The 17,997-nt window shown below is 68.1% G+C and carries 19 protein-coding genes and 1 pseudogene; 4 read left to right on the forward strand and 16 right to left on the reverse strand.

Going from position 1 to position 17,997, the window contains the following annotated elements:
• The coding region (locus tag ACFWVE_RS08830) for a hypothetical protein (RefSeq protein WP_384009636.1) at positions 1 to 908 on the forward strand (908 nt) is incomplete at its 5' end.
• Positions 909 to 1,511: 603 nt separating this feature from the next.
• Here ACFWVE_RS08830 and ACFWVE_RS08835 read toward each other — a convergent pair.
• Positions 1,512 to 2,156, reverse strand: a complete 645-nt coding sequence (locus tag ACFWVE_RS08835; RefSeq protein WP_384009638.1) for a CatB-related O-acetyltransferase — start codon at positions 2,154 to 2,156, stop codon at positions 1,512 to 1,514.
• A 93-nt stretch (positions 2,157 to 2,249) separates the two neighbouring features.
• Entirely contained in the window at positions 2,250 to 2,663 is a 414-nt protein-coding gene (locus ACFWVE_RS08840; protein WP_384009640.1) for a hypothetical protein, read from the reverse strand.
• Between the two features lie 308 nt (positions 2,664 to 2,971).
• On the opposite strand from ACFWVE_RS08840, the gene ACFWVE_RS08845 reads away from it, so the two are divergent.
• Entirely contained in the window at positions 2,972 to 4,063 is a 1,092-nt protein-coding gene (locus tag ACFWVE_RS08845; RefSeq protein ID WP_384009641.1) for an IS630 family transposase, read from the forward strand.
• Positions 4,064 to 4,081: 18 nt separating this feature from the next.
• On the opposite strand, the gene ACFWVE_RS08850 is transcribed toward ACFWVE_RS08845, so the two are convergent.
• Positions 4,082 to 4,945, reverse strand: coding sequence for an ABC transporter permease (locus tag ACFWVE_RS08850; RefSeq protein ID WP_384009643.1), 864 nt, complete (start codon positions 4,943 to 4,945; stop codon positions 4,082 to 4,084).
• Entirely contained in the window at positions 4,942 to 5,853 is a 912-nt protein-coding gene (locus tag ACFWVE_RS08855; RefSeq protein ID WP_384009645.1) for an ABC transporter ATP-binding protein, read from the reverse strand. Before ACFWVE_RS08855 ends, ACFWVE_RS08850 begins: the two co-directional genes overlap by 4 nt.
• Before the next feature lie 132 nt (positions 5,854 to 5,985).
• Between ACFWVE_RS08855 and ACFWVE_RS08860 the strand changes: the two genes are divergently transcribed.
• Both ACFWVE_RS08860 and ACFWVE_RS08865 read left to right on the forward strand, forming a co-directional pair.
• Positions 5,986 to 7,191, forward strand: coding sequence for a sensor histidine kinase (locus ACFWVE_RS08860; protein WP_384009647.1), 1,206 nt, complete (start codon positions 5,986 to 5,988; stop codon positions 7,189 to 7,191).
• On the forward strand, positions 7,188 to 7,847 hold the full coding sequence (locus tag ACFWVE_RS08865; protein ID WP_384009648.1) for a response regulator: 660 nt from the start codon (positions 7,188 to 7,190) through the stop codon (positions 7,845 to 7,847). The genes ACFWVE_RS08860 and ACFWVE_RS08865 overlap by 4 nt, the downstream gene beginning before the upstream one ends.
• 83 nt (positions 7,848 to 7,930) lie before the next feature.
• On the opposite strand, the gene ACFWVE_RS08870 is transcribed toward ACFWVE_RS08865, so the two are convergent.
• The 12 genes and pseudogenes from ACFWVE_RS08870 to ACFWVE_RS08925 form a co-directional block, all read right to left on the reverse strand.
• Positions 7,931 to 8,194, reverse strand: a complete 264-nt coding sequence (locus tag ACFWVE_RS08870) for a hypothetical protein (RefSeq protein ID WP_384009650.1) — start codon at positions 8,192 to 8,194, stop codon at positions 7,931 to 7,933.
• A 551-nt stretch (positions 8,195 to 8,745) separates the two neighbouring features.
• On the reverse strand, positions 8,746 to 9,072 hold the full coding sequence (locus ACFWVE_RS08875; protein ID WP_384009652.1) for a helix-turn-helix domain-containing protein: 327 nt from the start codon (positions 9,070 to 9,072) through the stop codon (positions 8,746 to 8,748).
• Positions 9,069 to 9,353, reverse strand: a pseudogene (locus tag ACFWVE_RS08880) (tyrosine-type recombinase/integrase); the annotation flags it as partial. The pseudogene ACFWVE_RS08880 and the gene ACFWVE_RS08875, both read right to left, overlap by 4 nt.
• Before the next feature lie 24 nt (positions 9,354 to 9,377).
• Positions 9,378 to 9,932, reverse strand: coding sequence for an ATP-binding protein (locus tag ACFWVE_RS08885; protein WP_384009654.1), 555 nt, complete (start codon positions 9,930 to 9,932; stop codon positions 9,378 to 9,380).
• 291 nt (positions 9,933 to 10,223) lie between these two features.
• The gene (locus tag ACFWVE_RS08890) at positions 10,224 to 10,685 is read right to left on the reverse strand and encodes a hypothetical protein (protein ID WP_384009656.1); all 462 of its coding nucleotides are present in this window, start codon (positions 10,683 to 10,685) and stop codon (positions 10,224 to 10,226) included.
• Entirely contained in the window at positions 10,682 to 12,886 is a 2,205-nt protein-coding gene (locus tag ACFWVE_RS08895) for a site-specific integrase (RefSeq protein ID WP_384009658.1), read from the reverse strand. Before ACFWVE_RS08895 ends, ACFWVE_RS08890 begins: the two co-directional genes overlap by 4 nt.
• Positions 12,883 to 13,482: a hypothetical protein gene (locus ACFWVE_RS08900; protein WP_384009660.1), complete on the reverse strand. Its 600-nt coding sequence runs from the start codon at positions 13,480 to 13,482 to the stop codon at positions 12,883 to 12,885. The genes ACFWVE_RS08895 and ACFWVE_RS08900 overlap by 4 nt, the downstream gene beginning before the upstream one ends.
• Positions 13,413 to 14,588, reverse strand: coding sequence for a hypothetical protein (locus ACFWVE_RS08905; protein ID WP_384009662.1), 1,176 nt, complete (start codon positions 14,586 to 14,588; stop codon positions 13,413 to 13,415). Before ACFWVE_RS08905 ends, ACFWVE_RS08900 begins: the two co-directional genes overlap by 70 nt.
• A gap of 8 nt (positions 14,589 to 14,596) precedes the next feature.
• Positions 14,597 to 15,700 carry a site-specific integrase gene (locus ACFWVE_RS08910; protein WP_384009663.1) on the reverse strand — a complete coding sequence of 368 codons (1,104 nt, stop codon included), beginning with the start codon at positions 15,698 to 15,700 and terminating at the stop codon, positions 14,597 to 14,599.
• Positions 15,697 to 16,092 (reverse strand): hypothetical protein, encoded by a 396-nt coding sequence (locus tag ACFWVE_RS08915; protein WP_384009665.1) that lies wholly within the window; start codon positions 16,090 to 16,092, stop codon positions 15,697 to 15,699. Before ACFWVE_RS08915 ends, ACFWVE_RS08910 begins: the two co-directional genes overlap by 4 nt.
• A gap of 66 nt (positions 16,093 to 16,158) precedes the next feature.
• Entirely contained in the window at positions 16,159 to 17,073 is a 915-nt protein-coding gene (locus ACFWVE_RS08920; protein WP_384009667.1) for a tyrosine-type recombinase/integrase, read from the reverse strand.
• Positions 17,074 to 17,370: 297 nt separating this feature from the next.
• Complete coding sequence (locus ACFWVE_RS08925; protein WP_384009669.1) at positions 17,371 to 17,892, reverse strand: GNAT family N-acetyltransferase; 522 nt, start codon at positions 17,890 to 17,892, stop codon at positions 17,371 to 17,373.
• Positions 17,893 to 17,997 lie beyond the last annotated feature (105 nt).

A 17,997-nucleotide genomic window follows, 5' to 3' on the forward strand; every position in this document is an offset into this window, starting at 1 on the left:
ATCGAACCGGTGACCGAACTCGGAAGCGGGGGCGCGCTCCGGCTGCCGCGCGCCCGGTTGGTGCCCCTGTCCGCCCGCCCTCGTCGTACACCGCGGCGGTCGAGCGGTACCTCACCGGCGCGGGCATCGCGAAGTCATCCGCGCGGATCTACCGGATCTCGCTGACGACCTGGGGGTGGATGCTCATCGGCGAGGCGGCGCCGACCGGGCCCGCCCGCCGGGGCGCGAAGCCGCCCGTCTTCCCCGTCGCCGCGATCGACGCCCTCGCTCTGCCGGAGGTGCCGGCCGAGCTGGCGGCGGCGCGGGCGGACGCGATGGACGCCGACACCGTCAACCGGGAGCTGTCCATCGCGCGCAAGGCGATCGGCTGGTGGCAGCGCCAGGGCTGGATCGAGTGCGATCCCACGATCGGCATCGAGCGGCGGCCGGCACCGCCCGACCGCACCGAGGCCCTCGCGGAGAACCGGATCGCCGCTCTGCGGCGCCTGGACGTCGCCCTGCGGGAGAAGACGCAGTGGAAGATGCTCTACGAGTCCGCCGCACGGGCCGACGAGGTGCCGTGCCTGAACGTGGAAGACCTCTACCCGCAGGACAAGCGCGGGAAGATTACCGCCAAGGGCGGGGCGACGGAGTGGATTCACTGGCAGTCCGGCACCGCCCAGCTCCTGCCCCGTCTCATCGGCCGCGCCGTACCCGCGGCCCGCTGTTCCTCACCGACCGCAGGGCTCCGGCCGGAACACCGACGCTGGACGTGTGCCCGGAGACCGGCCGGGCCCGGCTCTCCTACCGCCGGGCCGAGGAGATCTTCGAGGAGAACACCCGGCTGCTGGCCAACCCCCTCGCCTCACCCGACGACATCGAGGACCTGGACGGCTGGACGCTTCACCGGCTCCGGCACAGTGCCCTGACACACGACGCCGAGGACGGCACCTCCACCCCGATGCTGCTGGCCCGCTCCCGCCACGCCTCCGTACGATCCCTGGAACGGTACGCCCGCCCCGGAGTCGACTCGGTCGCACGACACGTCGCCGAACGCGACCCCGCCGCACGCCGCCGCACCTAAATCCGAGCGGATCAGGGCTTCAAGATCATCCCGTTGCCCCTTTGACACGTATCTCGGTCACACCCCTCGAGTCCCGTGGGTTCAGCGAAACTGAAGCCTATTCAGCGGGAACTCGTGGGTCGGTCTGCGTGCATCAGCTCGGTGTGCTCGTGGGTTCGGTTGAAACGCAAGGGCGGGCTGCGAGGCGTCGGACTCGGCAGTGACCTCGGCAACGATCTGCGTCGCTGTTCTGTCCCCGTATTCGAGGGTGTCGTACTCGCCTCGAGCCCGGAGAGCCGTTCGAGCAGGGGAACCCGTGTCCGTAGCGCTGGTGCATCCGGAGGGTGAACTCCCGAGCTGTCAGTTGGCCCGCTGCCCGAGGGACGGCGGGCCTGGCGGGCCTGGCGGGCCTGGCGGGCCTGGCGGGCCTGGCGGGCCTGGCGGGCCTGGCGGGCCTGGCGGGCGGACACTACTTCCTGGGAGCCGCGGCTTCGAGGTCGTCGACGCTGCCGGACATGATCGTTCGGATGTGCTCGGTGATGTGCTGGGCGGGCCAAGTCCACCAGGCCATAGCCAGAAGGCGGGCGATGTCCGCATCGCTGTAGCGACGCCGGATAAGTCTGGCCGGGTTGCCGCCGGCAATGCCGTAGTCCGGAACATCATCGACGACCACGGAACCGGAAGCGATGACCGCTCCATGACCGATACGGACGCCGGGCATGATCATGGCCCGGTATCCGAACCAGACGTCGTTGCCGACAACGGTGTCGCCCCGGCCGGGCAAGCCGGTGATCAGATCGAAGTGCTCGGCCCACGAGGCTCCCATGATCGGGAAGGGGAACGTGGAGGGGCCGTCCATTCGGTGATTGGCGCCATTCATGATGAACCGCACCCCCTCGCCCAGCGCGCAGAACTTACCGATGATCAACTTCTCCGGTCCGTAGTGATACAGCACGTTGCGGCTTTCGAACGCGGTCGGATCGTCCGGATCGTCGTAGTAGGAGAACTCCCCGACCTCGATCAGCGGCGAGGTGACCAGTGGCTTCAACAGCACCACACGAGGCTGGTCAGGCATCGGGTGCACCACAGTCGGGTCAGCAGGAATGACTGGCATCACAAATCAACTTCCTTACACGCTGCCGAGTGAAGCCACCATGATCGCGGCCTGCGCCTGTCCCAGTCGAGCAGTTTTCACCGGGGCTGCTGTTCAGCAGCGCTCTCCAGCAGTGACCTTGCCGAGTCCGCGTAGCGCCTCGCGGTCTTCTCGTCGAGTCCGAAGACCTCGGCGAGGTGGAGGGGGTCGGGGCCATGGGGCGAGGGCTTCTTCGAGCTGCCGATCGACGTGGAGCTGTTCCAGGGTGGCGGCCTGGCCGCGAAGCGGTGTGGTCAGGGAAAGCGCGCTGACTGGGCCGGTGCCCAAGGCGGTGAATTTGTTGATCAGCAGGTGCAGGTTGGTGGTGTCGGGCCAGCGGCGGCGCCGATGGTCCAGCCACTCGCGGGCGACGTGCAGTGTCAGTTCGTCCATGGGCCGGACCCGGCCGTCGATCACGAGCCTACGGTTGCCGATGTCGAGGTCGTCGAGTTGGAGGCGCCGGATCGCACCGGATCGCGCGGCGTGCACGGCGGCGAGTGCGAGGGCCAGGCGGTCCGCCGGCTTGGCGACCGCGGCAACGGAGTTGTTGACGTGCTCGGGCTCCTCGGGTTCGAAACTCCCGCTGATAGGCTCGCGGCAGCTGTTGCATCAACCGGTTGACTCCACCCCGCTTTTCTTCGCTCGGCCGAACAGCGACCGCAGCACGATGAGGGTGTGCCGTCGCTGGCTGCCGTGGAGGGCATCGAGCTGGGTGAGGACGTCGTCGCGTGTCACCTCGCGCAGATGGCCCTAGTGTCCTGAGTCGGGAATTCCGTTCAGATGTGTAGGCTTGCTTTATGGCGCGGACGGGGCGGCCGAAGGCCGAGTTGACACTGTCGGACGAAGAACGGGCCGCACTCGAGGAGTGGGTGCGGCGACGTTCCACACCACAGGCATGGGCATTGCGGTGTCGAATCATCCTGGCCTGCGCCGAAGGCGCCTCGAACAAGGACGTGGCTGCTCAACTCGGTTCCACACCACATGCGGTGGGCCGCTGGCGGGCCCGGTTCGTGCAGTACCGGATCGCCGGTCTGGGTGACATGCCGCGTCCGGGCGGCCCCAGGACCGTGACGGACGAGCAGGTCGCCGCGGTAGTCACCAAGACGCTGGAATCCACTCCGAAGAACGCAACGCACTGGTCGACGCGCTCGATGGCGAAGGAGATGGGCCTCTCGCAGTCGTCGGTGTCACGGATTTGGCGGGCGTTCGGCCTGCAGCCGCACCGGTCGGAGACCTTCAAGCTGTCGACCGATCCGTACTTCGTCGACAAGGTCCACGATGTCGTCGGCCTTTACTTGGACCCGCCCGAGCGGGCCTTGGTGTTCTGCGTCGACGAGAAGTCCCAGATCCAGGCCCTGGACCGATCCCAGCCCGTGCTGCCGATGATGCCCGGAGTTCCCGAGCGGGCGACCCACGACTACGTCCGCGCCGGCACCACCACCCTGTTCGCCGCCCTCGAGGTCGCCACCGGCAAAGTGATCGGCTCCCCGCACCGCAGACATCGGGCTGAGGAGTTCAAGAAGTTCCTCATCAAGCTCGACAAAGAGGTACCCGCCGACCTGGATATCCACCTCATCTGCGACAACTACGCCACCCACAAGACCCCCGCGATCAAGAAGTGGCTGCTGGTCCACCCCAGGTTCCATCTGCACTTCACACCGACCGGCTCGTCCTGGCTCAACCTCGTCGAGCGATGGTTCGCCGAACTGACCAACAAGCAGATACGGCGCGGCGTTCACAGGTCCGTCCAAGCCCTGGAGAAAGACATCCGCAACTGGATCGCCGCCTGGAACGCCGACCCGAAGCCCTACGTCTGGACGAAGACCGCAGACGAGATCCTCGAACGCCTCGCCAGTTATCTGAACAGAATTCCCGACTCAGGACACTAGGGGGCGTCCGGCCCTCGCTCACACGTCCCGGCGTCGTACCATGAGCACCGCGATGGCCACCGCTGCGGTGGCCCACGTGCCGTACACGATCCACGCCTCGGTGACTGTCAGCGGATACTTGCCCAGGTAGTGCGCCCGCTCCGGGTTCGTCACCAGCCGCTCCCAGGCGCTGAGCGGCATGGCGTTGCCGACCTCCTTGACCCAGCGGAAGCGCTCGCCCTGAAAGAGCGCTGGTACCAGCAACAGCAGGGCAATGACCGTGACGACGGAGCCCGCGGCGTGCCGGACGGCCGCACCCACCGCCATACCGACCAGCGCACACAGCGGTGCGAGAAGAGCGGCTGCGGCCACGGCGCGCAGTCCGCCCGGGTCGCCCAGCGACAGGCCGCCATAATCACGCAGCAGCATCTGGGTGACGCCGAAGGAGGTGCCGGAGACGAGCATGCCGAGCGCCAACATGACCACCGACACCACGGTCACCTTGGCGGCGATCACCGCCTGCCGGTCGGGGACGGCGGCGAAGGTCGTACGGATCAGCCCACTGGAGTACTCGCCGAAGACCGCGATCGCCCCCACCGTGGCGGCGATGATCATGAACAGCTGCCAGGCGGGATCGACGAACGCCGTGGTGAGCGGATCGAACAAGAACTCAGGGCGGTCCGGAAACCCCGGCCGCCGCAGTGTCTGATGCGCCAGCCGGTCCGCGTTGGACGCAGCGGAGTTCACATTGATGCCGATCACGGTCAGCGCACCGACGCCGAGCACCCAGTACGTGGATCGCAGCGACCAGAGTTTGATCCACTCGGCAGCGAGGAGATGACGGAACCGGGCGGGTACCCGGACCGGGAGGCGGGCGGGGGCCTCGTCGAGTACGGGGGTCATCGGGCAGCTCCTGCGGAGTATTCGACGCTCTCTGCGGTGAGTTCCATGAACGCCTCCTCCAAAGAGGCCGAGTGCGGGCTGAGCTCGTGCAGCCGCACCCCATGCGCGAAGGCGAGCTCGCCGATGCGATCTGCGGGCAGACCGGTCACCGTGTACGCCCCGTCGAGCCCCACCCGTACCATCGCCCCCGCGTCCGCCAACAACCCGGACAGGACCTCCGCGTCGGGCGTACGGACGCTCACCCGCAGCTGTGTGCTGCGGGCGGCGAAGTCCCGCAGGCTCTCCGCCGCGATCAGCCTGCCGCGGCCGATGACGATCAGCTCCTCGGCGGTCTGCTCCATCTCCCCCATCAGATGACTGGAGACGAGCACGGTGCGGCCCTCGTCCGCCAGCTGCTTGAAAAGGTTCCGCACCCAGCGCACGCCCTCCGGGTCGAGGCCGTTGAGCGGCTCGTCGAAGAGCAGTACGGGTGGATCGCCGAGCAGGGCGGCGGCGATACCGAGCCGCTGTTTCATCCCCAGCGAGAATTCTCCGATCCTGCGGCCGGCTGCGTCGGCCATGCCTACCTCTGCCAAAACCTCCGCGACCCGTCGGCGTGACAGCCCGTTGCCGACCGCTAGTGCTGTCAGGTGGGCGCGGGCGGTGGAACCGCCGTGCACGTCATGGGCGTCGAGGAGGGCGCCGACGTGTCGCAGGCCGCGGGGGCGGTCCCCGAACGACTGCCCATCGACCGTGACGGTGCCGCCGGTGGGTTTGTTCAGCCCGAGTACCATCCGCAGCGTGGTGGTCTTGCCGGCACCGTTCGGGCCCAGGAACCCGGTGACCACGCCCGGGCGCACGGTGAAGGACAGGCGGTCGACGGCGGTGGTCTCGCCGTAGCGCTTGGTGAGTTCGGTTGCTTCGATCATGGTGTCCACGCTGCCGGGTCGGATCCCGTTGGGACATCGGACCGTCGGCCACAATCGGGGAGCCCAGGGTAGCCCCGGGGAGTACGCCTGTGGGCCAATGCCGGGGGCGGGCCGCGTGCCTATGATCGGCGCATGAAAGCCCCGCTGGATGCTCCGCGGTCGCTCCTTGTCGAGATCCTGGCCTGGTGCCCAGGCATCACATACGTCGTCCTGCTGTACGTCGTCGTGCTGAACACCGGCCGCGAACTGACTGGTATGCGCCTGCTGCTGGCCGCGTTGTCCGCCGCACTACTGCTGCCCCTGGTGCTGCGTCGGCCGTTGCCCGCCCTGGTTCTGCTGCTCACTGCCTCCTTCGCGGCGACCGTGATGGCGGACTCGGTGATGGCCGCGGGCCAGGGCGGGATCTACGGCATGCCGCCCGCGCAGACGCAGGCGTGGCAGATCGCGTCTCTGCAGGCGGTGCTCACCGATCTCACCGTCGGATGGATCGCCGCCACCCGGTCGCGGCTGACGGCGGCTGTCGCCGCACTGGTGGCGCTCGGAGTACAGATCGGGGGCGCCAGTTACTACCGGCAGGGCCCTTCCTCGATCCTTGCCGCCTCGGCCTTCCTGGCGCTGATGATGGTCACCGCCTGGACGGTCGGTCACTCGGTCCGCGAACGCCGCCAGCACACGGCTACGCTGCGGGCCCGGGTCGCTGAGCAGGCCGTCACCGCGGAACGGCTGCGGATCGCTCGGGAACTGCACGACATGGTGGCGCACAGCATCGGCGTCATCGCCATCCAGGCCGGGGTGGGCCGCCGCGTCATCGACACCCAGCCGTCGGAGGCCCGCAATTCCCTCGCCGCCATCGAGGACACCAGCCGCGACACTCTGGCGGGTCTGCGCCGGATGCTTGGCGCGTTGCGGGAGGCGGACCCGGGGGACGGTGCACCGCTCGGCCCGGCACCGGTGCTCGCCGATCTCGACGGGCTGGTGGAGCGGACCCGGGACGCGGGCGTGCGGGTGGACATCGACTGGCGAGGCGAACGGCGGCCGCTGCCAGCGGATATCGAGCTGTCCGCGTACCGCATCATCCAGGAGGCGATCACCAACGCGGTCCGTCACTCAGGCGCCAACGCCTGCCGGGTGACCGTCGACTGCCGGGAGGACGACCTGTCCATCGAGATCACCGACGAGGGCCTCGGCCTGTCCGGCCTGCCCGGCGCCGCCGGCTACGGGCTGACGGGCATGCGGGAGCGAGCGGCGCTTCTGCATGGCGAGTTCACGGCCGGGCCGCGCGCCGAAGGCGGCTTCCGCGTCGCGGCGCGGCTCCCGGTGCCGGTGGCGGTCAGATGACCCGGGTGCTGCTCACCGACGACCAGCCACTGGTCCGGCACGGGCTGAGGGTACTGATCGCCGACCACCCCCAGCTGGAGGTCGCGGGCGAGGCGGCGAACGGCGAGGAGGCGGTGCGGCTCGCCGACCAACTGGCGCCGGATGTGGTGATGATGGACATCCGGATGCCCGGCATGGACGGCATCGAGGCCACCCGGCGGATCACCGCGAGCTCCGACACACCACCGAAGGTCCTCATCCTCACCACGTTCGACGACGACGAGTACGTCTACGGTGCGCTCCGAGCCGGGGCGAGCGGATTCCTCGTCAAAGACATGGACATGGACCAGATCCTCACCGCGATCGAGATCGTCGCCGCAGGCGACGCCCTCATCGCGCCGAGCGTGACACGCCGGCTTATCGCGGAGTTCGCGGCCCGCCCGGCAGTTGCTCCGCCGCCGCGACCGGTGGAGGGCATCACCGCCCGCGAGCGGGAGGTGCTCACCCTGGTCGGCCGCGGACTGTCCAACGCGGAGATCGCCTCGCATCTGCACATCAGCATGGCCACGGCCAAGGCCCATGTGAGCAGGCTGCTGACGAAGCTGGACGCCCGGGACAGGGTGCAACTGGTCATCATGGCGTACGAGCTGAGGCTGGTCACCGCGCCGTGGGGATAGGGACGCCTACCCGGACGACTACGGGCTACTGGACCACAGCCAAGAAGCGCAGCGTCGCCCACTTCTAGAACACAGGCGTCCCGCTACGTCCCGCCAGGCTGCCGACTGCGGATTAGTGCAAGGCAGGAACACTGGCTCTTCACCAGTAGGATTCCGGGGGCGATGCCTTCGAGCTTGCGCTCCAGCCACTGTTCGAACGACGGCGTCCGGTCGTCTTGGAAGACGCCGATGTCGGTGAGTACTTCCACTGTGCGTTGGACGCTGAGCCCGCGGGATCGCAGAGCCGGGAAGATCTCGGAGTGCCGCACAACTTCGCCGCTGACATGGCCGGACAGCACGATGACCATGGCTCGGCCGACGTCAAGGCGGACACCGCGAGGTCAGCCATGTGCTTCGCCGAGACGATGTGCGGTATGCCGGGCCCAGGCCAGCCACGGGTTGTCGAGCCGGGCATGTTCCTGGCGATTGAACCGGGTGAGATCTCGGCGGGCCTCGAAGAGCGGCGGCTGGAACCAGCCGAAGACCGGCCGGTGGGCGGGGGCCGGGTCGGGGTGGCGCGGGCGACCCCGACGTCGTCCCTGCTTACCTCTGGGAGGGCCGGGCTGACGCGGACGGTGGAGGTTGGTGAAAAACAGCTGATGATGCTCCGCCTTCTCCAAGTAGGGCTCCAAGACGGTGACTTGGCGCCCGGCGTCCTGGCTCGCCTGATGCCAGCACAGACGGCAGTACCTCTTCTTCAACCGCGCTGTTCGCCGACAGCCCCCGCACTCGGCAGGCTCCTCGTCGCGGCGGAAACTCTCGCATGCGCCGCAGGCGCGGCCGGGCAGCACGCCCCAGCCGAAGCAGGTCGGGCAACCGGCTGGCGGTTTGCACTTGCCCGCCGGCAGAACGTAGGCCATCACATCGGCGGCAGAGACCGGCCGCCACGGCGACGCGGAACCACCACCGGGGCCGGGCCAGCCGCAACGGCGGCCTGCAGGCCGGTCTCCTCGCCGGGGCGCCGGACTTTCTCCGGCTCGGGGATCAACAGGTCGCTGATCTCGCAGCCGAGGGCGACGCAAATGACGTCCAGGTCCTCCAGCTTGAGTGAGACGGGCTGGCCGGACCACAGTCCGGACATCTTCCCGGCCGAGATCACCAGGCCGTGCTTTGCCGGGCTCCGCTGGAGCTCGGAGGCTTTCCAGGCGCCCTTGTTCGCGGCGGCCAGCCGTAGGTTCCACCTCATCGGACCAGCCCTTCCAGCCGCTTCGCGGCCCGTTCCGTCCCAGCGACCCAGTCATCTTCAACCCGGGTCTGCTGGACGTGGATGTATCGCATCGTCGTGGCGATCCAGGAGTGCCCCACAACCTCCTGAATTGCGAGCAAGTCAAGCCCGTTTGCGTAGAGTTGGGACGCGCAGATGTGCCTTGTGTCCGCAGAGGCCGTGTGCGGATGAGCCTGTGTGCGATTGAGCAGGTGCGTCGTTTGGGACACGTTCGCGCTGCATATCGCCTGGCGTGTTGCATTCCGAGAGAGTCGCTGTGATGCGGCTCACCCTGCGGGTGCTTGAGGCACGGCATGCGCGATCATTGAGCTCACCGTGGCGACGCGGTGAGCCAGGTCGCCGGCAGGGATGTCGATGAGCTCGTAGCCGAACGCGCGGTAGCTCTCTTCGTGGATCTTTTCGAAAGCCAGTGATTCCTGGAAACTGATCCGCCGGGCTGCGGTCGGCTCGCAGAACCCTAGATTGCGGACGAAGAGCACTTGCCGCTCGTAGACCCCTTCCGAGGTGATCCGTTCGAGCTCCGCGGCCAGCGCCGGAGATACCGGCCACCCCAAGTAGGTGGCGAGGGCGTGGGTGCAGACCGGCGACCGGTCGAACACCTGAACAGAGCTGGTGGCCTCCAACTGTCGCTGCCGCTGAAGAGCGACGATCTCGTCGATGAAGGACGCCCGTGTCCATGGCTGGTCCTCGCCCAGGGCCTGCGCTTGTGCGATGACCGCCGTTGCCGCCTCCTCGACAACACCGTAGCCAAGCTCGTCCAGGCACCGCAGGATTGATGTCTTGCCCGCGCCCGGTGTGCCAGTGAGAACGTACCGCCGCATGATCCGAGAACCCTTTCTTGCAGGTCGAGACAGGTCCACTGGTCACCGTTTGGGCCTCCGGCGGAGGCAACGAGCCAGTGGAGCCCTGGAGATGGGGATGGGGGACACAGGCTGATCCTCGAACGGCTGATATACCGGAGATACCCCTGATGCCCAAGGCGTTGAGCAAGGCAACCACGGCCGGATTGCTCAACGTCCTTCTTCGTTCCAGTACATCCTGTCGACCGGATTCTCGGCAACCACCGCTGAGCAACCGGGTGTCAGAACGAACGGTTCAGGAGTCCTGCCGCATCAACTGCATGTCCCGATGACGGTGGTTCGCGGTGCGGGCAGACGGCTCACCCTGCTCGCCCCGGCGACGGCGTCGCGAAGACGGACGATCTCCTCGTGCTGTGCGGCGAGCCGGGCCAGGGCTTGCGTGCGGAAGTCTGTGAGCTCGTCGATCGACTGCTCTGACTTGTCCAACCGTTCCTTGAGTTTGGTGATTTCCATCTTGAGGCGGGCGATCTGGGCTTCGCGGGGGTCAGGGATTTCGCCGGCATCTTGGAGGGCCCGCAGGCGTCGTTCGAACTCGACGCGGAGGTGACCGTAGGGGCGGGTGCCGTAGAACGCGGTGCGGTCGACGGCGGCCTCGTTGGCGAGGGTCTTGATGTCGCATTTTCCGCCGGGCGGGATCTCGCCGCGCAGGAGGCGGTCCATGGCGGCTCGGATGCGATTCTCGTTCTCGGTGCGCTGGGTTGCGGAGATTCTCATGCGGACTCCTCGTCCGTGGTGGCGTTGGCGGCGTCGATCTCGGCGACGACTCGGAGGGCTCGGTCGTAGTCGGCCTGGAGCCGGGTGCGCTCGGTCTTGCGGGTGGTGCCGAGTTGGCCGATGAAGATCTTTGTTCTGTCGGCGTGCTCGGCCCAGACGGGGCGGTGACCGGGGTGGTGGGTGGCCTGCGGGCAGCGGGCGGAGTCACACATCCCGATCAGCGGACGGTCCGCGGTGGGGGTGCCCGCGAGTTTGAGGCAGAGCGCCCGGGAAGGGTCGGTGAACCAGCAGTAGTTCGCCGGGCCGAGGTGCAGGACGTTGGCGCGTTTGGTCAGGAGGTTGAGGACGTCGCGGTCGCTGCGCTGGGTTTTCGGGGCGGTGGCCGAGGCGGCATCGAGTTGGTCGTCGATGCCGGCGAAGAACTCGGTGAGGCTGCGCGCGCCGGGACCGGCGGGCAGAACGCCCTCCTGGTAGTTTCGGAACTCCTGCAGTACCAGTTGGAGATTGCGCTCGCTCTCGTGCTTGTTGACCTCGGCCAACAGCTCGGCCTGGGCCCCGCCAGGGCGCGAGGCATAGCCCTCCGTTGTGGCCACGGCGACATGTTTCATGTGGATCTTGGTGGCCAGGACGCCGCCGGGCCGATAGGCCATTTCCAGTGACAAAGTGCGCCGCAGCATCCGCAAGTTGACTGGTCCCCCGGGGATTGGCGCCAGGCCAAGTCGTGAGCCGGCCTCGGAGTTGGCCCAGTTCCTGAACCACTTGAAGCGGACGTTGAAGGAGAATCTGCCGATCAGTAGGGCTCCTTCTGCCGGGGCGTCGTGCAGTTGCTCGAGGAGTTCGATCGCGCGATAGACCGGTGCGATGACGACCCACTCGTCGGCGGTGCCGCCCAGCGGCTGCCCTTTGACGATCTTGCTTGCGATCCGGTAGCGGGTCAGGCCCGGGGCGGCCTCGTCGGGCGGTCGTCGGCAGTCGATGCGCAATTCCATCAGCTCACTCGCGCGCATGCCTGAGATGGCGGCAGCGGTGATGATCGCGGCGGTGCGGACGATGCCGACCAGGGCGACGGCCTGGGGCCGGGACAGTGGCAGGGTCCAGGGCAGTGACGATGTTCCGTCAGCTGCGGGGACCGGGTCGGCATCGCGGCCGAACGGTCTCTCGACGCCGACCTGCGCGAGGGTGTCTTCCAGCGCAGGCCGCATGGTGGGCAGCCACGGGTGGCAGAACTGGCTCAGTCCGGCCCGGCGGGCGAGGGTGCCCATGGCCACCGGGAGAAGAGGATCGTCCTCGGCCCAGCCCTGGGCGAGCCGCTTTGAGATGTAATGGTCGTCCAGCATGGGCAGGGCTGTGCACGTTCGCGTGTACTCGGCGAGGATTTCGCTGAGCTCCCTGACCGGGACGCGGTTCTTGGGGCCGACGCGCCTGATTCCTTGGGCTCGTCGTGCCGAGTGAGGGTCGGATTCGCGGATCCTGTGTGCCAGGTCGACGGCGTGCGGGCCCAGTGTGGACATCAGGTAGAGGGCGGCCTCGAGCATCGGCTGCATGATCTCGTCCGAGACCGGTTGGGTCTTGTTCTCGGTCCGGCCGCTGGGCATCTCGGCGACGGCGGAGGCGGTGGCGCCGCCCCAGGGACGCAGCTCGGCGGGGACGCGGTCGGCGGTGAACAGGTCGCGGTAGTTCACCAGGTCGACGACGACCTGGGCGGCCGACCGCCTGGTTCCGTGGCTCTGTTCACCGACGACGGCCCCGTGCTCGTCGAGTACGTAGCGGCGGTGAGCCAGGTATGCCTCGCAGTCCCGGGTGGTGATCTGCTGCAGGCTGATGGTCGACCGTTCGCCCAGCCAGTTGAAGAAGCGGACGAGTTCGTCGAGACGGGCGCGGCAACTGGTGATGTGGAGCGGGTTGCGGAAGGCGCGGGGCAACGGGGCGACCGTCCGGTGGCGGGGTGCGAGCATTGCCAGGACCAGTTCCTCGGCCACCAGTCGCCAACGCGAGTCCGTGATCTGGGTGAAGTCGAAGCGCCTCATCGAGGGGCTCAACTGGGTCGGCAAGCCGATGACGTGGGTGAAGTCCCAGATGTCGTCCTCGAACGTGGGTCGAGCGGCGTTGTCCGGAAGGGCCAGCCCGGCTTCATCGCAGATATCGGCGCCCGCAAAGAAGGCAGAGCGTCCGTCGAAGGCGGGAGCGAGAGCGGTACTCATGCGGTCATCTCCTCGGGGCGCAGGGGAAGTTCGTCGTCCCGGTCGGTGACGTGGGCGGCGGCCGCGGTGACCACGGCCGGATCGAAGCGGTCCAGGACCTGCTGGATGCGGGCGGCATAGGGGCCGAAGACCGCCATGAAGTGGGCGGCGGGCATCTGCTGCCACTGCCGGGAGAAGAACGCCTTCAGCCGCAGCAGGCTGACCGCATGCCGTGGCGCGAACACCGCCAGGGGGCACAACAGGCAGACCCAGGGGCGGGCCGGACAGGGCTTGCCCTTCGGGCCATGCAGTCCGGACAGCTGATCGCCGCAGGCAGCGGTGAACACGTCTCGCTGTCCGCCGACGAGTTCGGCGATCACCTCGTCGTCCAGTGCAAGGTCCGCCACCAGATGCGGATAGCCCTCGGCCAGGGCGGCGGCCTCGTCCTCGGTGATCACCGTCGGCGGATGCGACCTGCGCAGCAGGTCATGCTGGGCATCTTCGATCACGGCCTCGACCGCACGTTGCTGGGCCGGTGTCGCGGCCGTCAGATAGTGGTCGCCCTCGACGGCGGGGGTGTGGTTGGGGTCGATGTGGCCCGGCCGCTGCCGATCCACGCGCTCTTGTCCCGCATCGCCTCGTGCGTGGTGCGGATCCGGGACCGGTGGATCTTCATGGGCTGTCCGTCGTCCCCGGCCAGCTGGTGCCGCACGACCCACCGCTGGATGGCGACGCGGTCGAACTTCCTCACCCGACGGTCACCGCCGGCCCGGCTCAGTCCCAACCACAGTTTGCGGCCCTCGTCCGGCGGAACGAAGCTCCGCAGCAGCGTGGAGTGGGCCAGCCACTGCTCCAGAAGGCGCACGGCCCTGCCCGGCAGATTCAGGCTCTCGGCCGCGGTGCGGCCCTTGACGTAGGAGAGCAGGATCGTGGAGTCCCCGGCCCAGTCGACGTCCTGTGTGACCAGGTCCTCGATGCCGTCCGGCACGATCCCGGAGTAGATGCCGAACAACAGCCGGTAGGCGATGAGCACTTCCAAGTGCGGGAACACGGCCTGCGTCGCGTCGTGGAAGCCGCCGCGGCGGTGGACCAAAGCGGCCGAGATCCCGACGTTGCGGCCGAACTCGGAGATGCTCACCGGCCCGATGGTGGTCAGCAGCCAGCGAAGATTTCGGGGAGTCCATCCGCCCTCGGCGGGATGCTGTCCGTGAGCGACAGCGGTCAGGGCCTGCCGGTGGGCCGCGTACGACTCCTCAACGAGCCGTCGGCAGAGGTCGCCCAGCCGCTGCCACTCATTCTCCGAGTAAGGAGGCAGAGCGTGGTGATTCGGCTGAACATTGAAGTTCCGCCCGGCCGCGAGCTCGAGCACGCCGTCCGCCAGCGAGCCGCCGGCCGCACCGAACGCCTCGACCATCGCGCGGGTGCACGCCTCCCGACCGCCCGAGCATCCCATCAAATACTCGGCCAGCCTGCCCCGCCTGAGCTGGTCAAGGCCACCGGCGAAGCCCTGCGCAGCCAGGGCCCGCACCATGCCCCGAATCGCCTGGACGTAATGGTTGACCGTGCCCGCGGAATCCGCAGTTCCGTGAGGATGGATCACATCCACCAGGCCGGTGGCCAACTGCCGGGCCAGCAACGGGTTCGGCAAGCCATCCAGCGAGAACACCGCACGGCTTCCATCGCTGAACACGCAGGTGATTCCCAGGGGTTGGCCGATCAGCATGGTCGGCATCAGAGAGCCCCGCCCTCGACGTCGTCATCGAACTCGGCGGCGGCTTCCCGATCGGAGCCCGCGTCGTCGGTCAGCCCGGCCGCGGCTCCGGCCCCCTCGTATGCCTCTCGGTAGATGCGGGTCGTATCCAGGCGGCGGAGGTATTTTTCCGTGGTCAGAACGGTGGAATGTCCTAGAAGATCACGAAGCACCAGCAGCGGGTCAGCCTTGCTGAGGTAGAAGACCAGAGCGGCGTCGGCATCGGTGTCCCGCACGAGCTTCGCGGCCTGCCGGTAGTGCCCAGTGACCAGGTATTCCAAGGTCCTCATCGAGAAGGTGTGACGGCATCGGTGGGGCCAGACGTGCGGGAACCGCGGCTCGAAGCGGGCCCGGATCCGGTCTGAGGTCCGCTCGAAGACCGTGGCCCAGGCGGTGAACGGGCCGCCGCCGTTCTTCACCGCCAGCAGGCACGAACCGCCCTCCGGGGCGACCAGGCGACGCCGTTCGGCCGGCGTCAGAGACTCCCAAGGCCGCCGGACCCCGTTGATCAGCCCTCCCCGAGCGTCCGGCTCACTCACCATCAGCGGTTCGCCCCACCGCCGTGGCGGCCGCCAGAGCGAGCCGTCCGTCGTGGCGGCCCGGTCCAGCTCGACATAATCGTGCAGCCCGGCCAGGGCCTCGTAAGAGGTCCACGTGGTGCGGAACTTCTTGCCCTTGGTGATCCCGGCCGGCACCGGGAACGGAATGGGAACCGCGATCGGCTCCGGCGGCAGCACAGGGATCTCCCAGGGCAGCAGGTAGGTGAACTCCTGCAACCGCATCCCGGTGGCCAGCGCGTGATCCCCGACCGCCGCGTTGCGGGTCAGCTCCCGCCCGTGGAAACCGGTGTCCTGCGAGCCGTCCGGAGCGAGCCCGCGCAGCCCCTTGCGGAACAGCTCGGTGAAGTCCGGCTCCAGGTACTTGATCGTCACGTGCGGCTTGGGGGTGCGGCGGACCGCCAGGTTCACCTTCACCTCCCGGCCGGTCCCGGCGAACAGGGCCCGCGCGGCGCGGTAGGTGAACGGCTCAGCCGTCGCATACTCCTCGTGCATCGCCCACCGGTAGAACAGCGACAAGATGCTCATGTGCTGGCCCACGTCGTCGCCGCGAACCGGGCCTTCAGCGGACCCGCCGCCCGATGCTCGGCGTACCGGCTCAACGCGGCCTTCAGCCGTACCCGCGAATCGAACAGACCCACCCCGTGCTCAGCCAGGAACTCCATCCACTCCTTGACCACCCGCGCATAGTTCTCCCACGAGCTCGGAGCCGGCGCCCCGCTGGACGGGAGTTCACGCAACCACCGGTTCACCACCGCTGCCGGACGCGGCGCGGCCGGGCCGTCCTCGAAGCACAGATCGATGTCGATGAGCACGGGCATCCCCTCGGGGATCAGCGGCCGATGCTCGATGTCCCAGGACTGCCAGCCCCGAGACGAGAAGAAGTTCAGGATCATGAGTGGCGACAGCAGAAACACCACACGCCTCAACGCAAAGCCCAAACCCCCAGGCCATCACCCCAATTGGAATCAATCGCCACACGGAAACTAAGCAGAGACAAAGTGCCGAAGGATGTGCGGAGTCAGCGTCTCGCCCCACCTCGGCAGGTGCGCTTTGGCCCCGTCCTTGAGCCCGTTTCGCAGGGCGTCGTCGCCCACCCGGCGGGAGGAGCCATCGGTGTTCTTGCGCTCGGAGGGAAACAGCGGGGCACCAGGGCGTGTGTGATCGTCGTCGAACTGGCCCCAGACGTCCTCGATGAACCACCGAAGCGTCCGATCAGCGCCGTTGATCAGCGGCACCATCCGCTCACGTGGCCCCGATCCACGGGCGCCCTTGCCGTGGCGAACGTGGAGCTTGCCGAAGCGGCCCAGATCCCACCTGATGTCGGCCAGGTCGAGCTTGCATGCCTCGCTCACCCGCAGGCCGACCTGGGACATCAGCTTCGAGGCGGTGTAGTTCCTGGCGGTAGGGGCGAACTTGCGGCAGGTGGCTAGCTCGCCGCCCCAGCCGATGAACAGCGTCCCGACCTCCGGCTCGGTCGGCGGGATCCGCAGCGTGGCGTCCTCAGCACCGCGCGGTCGGTTCATCTCGTCGATCGGGCACTCGACGACCCGGCCGGCCATCCGGTGGAGTTCGACCTTGTGCCGCAGCTCCAGGAACACGAAGTACGTCGTCAGCGCCTGCGACCTGGCCAGCCGGGTACCGCTCGGCGAACTCCGCAGCACCTTCCCGAAGTACGCGTCGGCGTCGGTGGGCTCCATGTCCCATAGGGGTCGGCCGAACCAGGTCCTGATCTGGTCCAGGTGCCCGACGTCCCCACGGATCGTGCCGTCCGCCAGGCCAGCTGAGGCCCGCGCGAGGACGAACCCGGACAGCACGTCGGTCTCGAACCGCTCCAGCTCTTCCGCCGACGCGGGGGCCCAGTGCTCACGCAGGTCCCGTACGACTGCCAGCGCCGCCAACCCAAGCCTCCTCGCCTTCGGCCCGACTGTGGATCGGTCGGACGAGGTGAGAACACTTCGAGAATCCCGAAGTTACGTCACAAGGCCACAGAACACCCGAAGGAGGAAGAACCCCCTGGCCACGAGGCCAAGGACTCAGCGAGGCTCAGGAGAACTCACGGGATGTCGCACACTCCGGTCACGGTCTCACCTGTCAGGAACGCCCCTTGGGATCACCTGGTTCCACCGGAGAGGGCATTCGCCCCGCGAGGGGCCCGGAGGCGAGTCGCCGCCGGAAGGGCCCGGCACGGCCCGCGCTCAGCCCTCCGTCGCCGCGTCCACGTATCCCATCCTGCGGTTCATGGCGATCGCGTTCGCGTTGGCCGGGTGGTGGAAGGTCCGGACCGTGCCCGCTCCGGACTCCCTGACGAACGCCATCCCGAAGGTCTTCATCGCGATCGAGATGCCGCGGCCCCGGTAGCCGGCCCGTACGCCGGTCATCTCGTTGAAGAGGAAGCCCTCCTGGACCGATGTGGCCGCCATGCCGATCCACGCGTCGCCGTCCAGGGCGATCACGATGCCACGGGGGTCGTAGCCGGCGGCCCCGAAGCGTCGCTCGGCGTACTCCTCGAACGAGTAGAACTCCCCGCGCCCGGGGATGTCCGCGGAGCACTCCTTGTTCAGTGCGTACAGCGTGCGACGGTGTTCCGGTGTGTCGCCCAGTTCGGCGAGGGTGGTCAGGCGGATGCCGTCCTCGCGGCACCGTGTCACGTACGTCTCGAAGTGGGGTGCGTCGAAGGCCGCGACGTCCAGTTCGAGCTTCACCCATGGGACGGTCATGTCGGCTCCACCGTGTCCTTTCCGGCGTGTTCCCTGCGCCTTGCGGCGGCCCCCTCATCCTGCTGTCCGATCGAGCCGGGGAGAAGATCGCCGGGGCTCCGGCGG

This window comes from Streptomyces sp. NPDC058632 (assembly GCF_042717095.1).
In the GTDB taxonomy this organism is placed as follows: Bacteria; Actinomycetota; Actinomycetes; order Streptomycetales; family Streptomycetaceae; genus Streptomyces.